Origin of the sequence: Pseudarthrobacter sp. PH31-O2 (assembly GCF_030063265.1) — a bacterium.
Lineage (GTDB): Bacteria > Actinomycetota > Actinomycetes > Actinomycetales > Micrococcaceae > Arthrobacter.
Genome location: NZ_JASIST010000023.1, coordinates 1 through 4,005, shown reverse-complemented (window position 1 = coordinate 4,005; position 4,005 = coordinate 1). Strand labels below are relative to the sequence as shown.

Genomic DNA, 4,005 nt, shown 5'->3' with positions numbered 1-4,005 from the left:
CTACAATCATGAACGGCCCCACGGATCCCTGGACGGCATGACGCCGAAGCGCTACTGGGAAACCTGGACGCAAGAAAACCAATTAGCTATCGCATAGACGCTGGACTGCTAACGGGGGCCCAACCAGGAAGAAGACCGCAACGAGGACAAAAAAGCCGACAGTGCAGTCAGTTCCAGCCAGAATTCGGCCGGTTTGATCTTGCCCATTGTCAGTCCCCCATCACTACAGGCCGAGTCTATAGTCCGCTATCCGCCATGTTTCACGCAGTCGCCCGCCGCAGCGTCTCACCGGGAATCACCTGAGAGCTTGAGAAGTGCACCCAGTCATCGGTCCGGCCCTCATCGAAAAGGCGGCGTGCCGTCATCTGGCACTCCTGCATGTCTCGTCGTGTGCCGCGCGGGTCGTAGCCCACGGCACCACCCAGAAGAGTCGAATTCACCTGGCGGGTCAGGCCAGGCGCGGTCATCACCTCGTACATGGTGTGTCCGCGCAGGCAGGGCCACTTGCCAGTTGGGACCTCGACCAGGCGAAGGTAGGTGTATCCATGGGCGAACATGGTGTTCCCCATCTGCTGGAGCAGCGACCATGACTCATCAGCGCCAAGTGCGAAGTCGGTCATCTTCTGCAGTAGGTCCTGATACTGCTGGTTAAGCGCCCTATCCACCGACCCGTCCGTCTTCTGCACGTACTTGTCGCCGAGTCCACCAGCACCTCCCTGGAGTGTCAGGCGGACCCATGCACGGATTTCCTCAACATCTTCGGCTGCAGGATTGGATAGAAGATACTTCGCCCGTGCCTCATAGTTCTCGGCCACCTGCGGCTGACGGATGACGGATGAGTCGAATCAGCCCGGAAAACGTCAGCATATCGAGGGCCAGCGAATTTACGTCAGTCGTCTACGACTCCATTTCAGGTGTTATGCGCTGAGGCGCAGGTCGAATGCAATCTCTGCAGTGTCCCACTCCGCACCGAGAGACGCTGCGGTCGGATTCTTCAAGAACTCTTTCAGCGCCTCATCTACGGTCCCAATGTCGCTGACATAGCAAGTGGAAATAGAGCCCTCTATTCGTCCGATCGGGACCTCTACCGATCTGTCCCCTGCTTGCCCGTGGCTTTGCAGGACCGCCAATGAGAAATCATTTTCCGCATCATGGTTGCGGTGGCGCCCCAGCTTCGATGACGGGGTTCCGGCGACTTCGAAACGGGCGGGACCATGTTCCACTAGTCGCACCAGCGCCCGCAAGCCGATCCTCAACCGGACGATCGTGAGAAGCTGAGCGAATGATTCTGGAGCACGCGGTGCTCCCCGTCCGTCCACACTGGGCTCAAAGCCGTCTAACGTCAACTCCTGGGCCCCCTAACCAATCCGCCACGGCCCGCACGGCGGCGGCCCGCTGGGCCTCGACGTGGTGGCGTAGGCCGAATCTTCGGCCAAGAATGGAGTTACAGATGTCTTCCTTCGGAACGGTACGACAGGACTGGAAACCCGGAACGCTGTCTTCTGCCCAGACCGATTACGAGGGTCTTCGCGTGGTGATCTTCGGCGGTACCGGCGGCCTCGGCCGGGCCATCACCCAGTCCCTGCTGCGCAAAGGGGCCGAGGTCACCGTCGTCGGAAGGACGCTCAAGGACCCTCCTCACCCCAAGAGGTCATTTATCCCGGCAGACCTGTCGTCCTTGAACAACTCCCGCCAGATGGCCCGCGACTTGCCGGCCGAAACCTTCGACGCAGTCCTGCTCACCCACGGGATCTTTGCGGGACGGACCCGCCAAGAGACACCGGAAGGCGTAGAGAAAGATCTGGCCACGAGCGCGATGAGCCGGTGGGTCGTTGCCCAGGAACTGGCGCCACGGCTGGGCCGGGGAAGGCCTTCGCCCCGGCAGAAGCCGCGCCTTTTTGTCTGGGGGTTTCCCGGCGGCGAACGCGCGCTGGACCTCACGGACGTGCAATTGACCCGAAACTACCGCTGGCAGACGGCCCACAGCAACACCGTCGTGTTCAACGAGGCTCTGGTCCACCATGCTGCCGCCCGGTTTCCGGACATCAACGTGTTCGGTATGAATCCCGGCATCATCAAGACCAACATCATGGCCGGTGTCCTCGGCCAAGCGACCTTGAAACTACGAGCACAGCAGACCCTCATAGGTCTGCTGTTCCAGAGCGCGGAGGCCTACGCCGAAAAAGTGGTGCCCCTCGTGGTCCACCCCGCTTTGGAAGACAGATCAGGCGCACTATTCAATCGGCATGCCCAGCCAATAGAACCCAACCCTTGGCTGATTTCCGACAACCACCTTGACCACGTAGTCGCAGCGGCGGAATCCCTCTCAGCCCGAATCCTTGGTTAGGGCACTTATTCATTCGATGAGAGAGGCCAGGAAGACCTGCCACGTCAGCAGGGATTTCGCCGCGAGACTCAGCACCAGATACGTTTTCTCACCGAACGCATAGTTGGCCCACGGGCCTATTTCCCGGTACTGAAGCCACTGAGTGAGTCCGAAGCAGAAAAAGAGAACGCCCTGAATCGCCAAGATGACGAAGATGTACTCCGGAGCGTCGGAGTACAGCGGGATGTTAAGGCCCATCGCCACCCACGGAGTCACTCCAACCAGCGCACCGAACCAAAACGGAACCATCGTGGTCGATGTTCGGCCCGGGGGGTTCATTCGCTCTTGAAGGTATCCGAACAGAATCATTGCGACGTTGGCGCCGGCGACGACGAAGAGGGCGTTGATAGTCACGATGCCCCAGTAGAGTGCGATCACGATGACCATGAGCGTCGCGCTCAACGAGTACTCGACCCACCGGAACCGGTTGATGCCGCGCCGGAGGTCACGCTCATAGATTTTGCGGCCGAGCGTCGCCGTCAGCAGGTGATCAGTGCCAGCCAGTGCGAGGAATGCCACGAGAACATACCCGATGGTCAGCTCGAAGAGCGTCGAGGTTACGAGGCCTCCCTCCTCTCCTGCTCCGGGAGGACCATCAACATACGAAGCGAGCACTGGAATTGCGAAGTCGTTCGTCAGGAAGAGAAGCGCGGCAGCCTGGCCGAGGTGCAGTACTGCTAGTGCGATGTTCCACCGCCGTAAGCCTCGAAGGCGTTCGGGAGTCACGCCCGTCGCAATCGACGGCGATGTCAAGGACTGAGTCACGGCGTTGCCCCTTGGTTCGCTGGTAGGGATGTTGTTGCTGCGCCCTCTAATTGAACGGCCGTTGAATTAAAATTTCAAGAGATCGCTACGATTGCATGTCAAGGACCACGACTAGGCCGGGATGTGCCAATGACCACCGCACGAGCAGGTCGCCGAAGGGGAACCAGCGAAAGCAAGCAACAGATCCTCGTAGCCGCGCGCTCTCTCTTCGCCGAGCACGGGTATGAGCGGACTACTATGCGGATGATCGCCGAGCGAGCGGGAGTCGATCCGAGTCTTGCGATCTATTTCTTCTCCAGCAAAGAGCACCTGTTCGCGGCGTCGATGCCCGCACCGAGCGAGGAAGCTCTCGCTGCACCAAAGCTCATGGCAACTCTCCCACGGGCGGAGGCTGCGCGGGCTATAGGTCGCCGCATCCTCGAGTCGGTCAACTCGCCCGAGGCCAGCAACATCCTCGGAATGATGAGGGCAGCCAGTTCGAAACCCGAGGCTGTAGCGCAGCTCCGCGAGATCTTCATCAGTCGAATGATGCTGCCCATGATGACCGAACTCGGGCTCTCGCGCCCCCGGGAACGGGCCGTGCTGCTCGCGGTCATCGTCACCGGAATGTCATTCCTGCACGAGCTTCTGGAGATCAAAGAGGAGTGGCCGGACCTCGAGGAGAACGCCGAACTCGCACTACTCACACAGACTATTGAACTCGTCCTCACCACAGACCTGGATTAGACTGGTTGGGCCCCCGTTAGCAGTCCAGCGTCTATGCGATAGCTAATTGGTTTTCTTGCGTCCAGGTTTCCCAGTAGCGCTTCGGCGTCATGCCGTCCAGGGATCCGTGGGGCCGTTCATGATTGTAG

The 4,005-nt window shown here is 59.9% G+C and carries 4 protein-coding genes; 2 read left to right on the top strand and 2 right to left on the bottom strand.

The window, feature by feature from the left end:
- Nucleotides 1–260: 260 nt before the first annotated feature.
- The gene (locus QMG72_RS17675) at nucleotides 261–815 is read right to left on the bottom strand and encodes a hypothetical protein (RefSeq protein ID WP_226776263.1); all 555 of its coding nucleotides are present in this window, start codon (nucleotides 813–815) and stop codon (nucleotides 261–263) included.
- Nucleotides 816–1,450: 635 nt separating this feature from the next.
- On the opposite strand from QMG72_RS17675, the gene QMG72_RS17670 reads away from it, so the two are divergent.
- Nucleotides 1,451–2,347 carry an NAD-dependent epimerase/dehydratase family protein gene (locus QMG72_RS17670; protein ID WP_283481350.1) on the top strand — a complete coding sequence of 299 codons (897 nt, stop codon included), beginning with the start codon at nucleotides 1,451–1,453 and terminating at the stop codon, nucleotides 2,345–2,347.
- A gap of 9 nt (nucleotides 2,348–2,356) precedes the next feature.
- Here QMG72_RS17670 and heR read toward each other — a convergent pair whose 3' ends face one another.
- Complete coding sequence (gene heR / locus QMG72_RS17665) at nucleotides 2,357–3,151, bottom strand: heliorhodopsin HeR (RefSeq protein ID WP_283481349.1); 795 nt, start codon at nucleotides 3,149–3,151, stop codon at nucleotides 2,357–2,359.
- 129 nt (nucleotides 3,152–3,280) lie between these two features.
- On the opposite strand from heR, the gene QMG72_RS17660 reads away from it, so the two are divergent.
- Nucleotides 3,281–3,877: a TetR/AcrR family transcriptional regulator gene (locus QMG72_RS17660; protein WP_226776260.1), complete on the top strand. Its 597-nt coding sequence runs from the start codon at nucleotides 3,281–3,283 to the stop codon at nucleotides 3,875–3,877.
- The last annotated feature ends 128 nt before the right edge of the window (nucleotides 3,878–4,005 follow it).

Bases quoted from the DNA above. Each gene is read 5' to 3' on its own strand.
- QMG72_RS17670 (WP_283481350.1), top strand. From the start codon at position 1,451: ATGTCTTCCTTCGGAACGGTACGACAGGACTGGAAACCCGGAACGCTG.
- QMG72_RS17660 (WP_226776260.1), top strand. From the start codon at position 3,281: ATGACCACCGCACGAGCAGGTCGCCGAAGGGGAACCAGCGAAAGCAAG.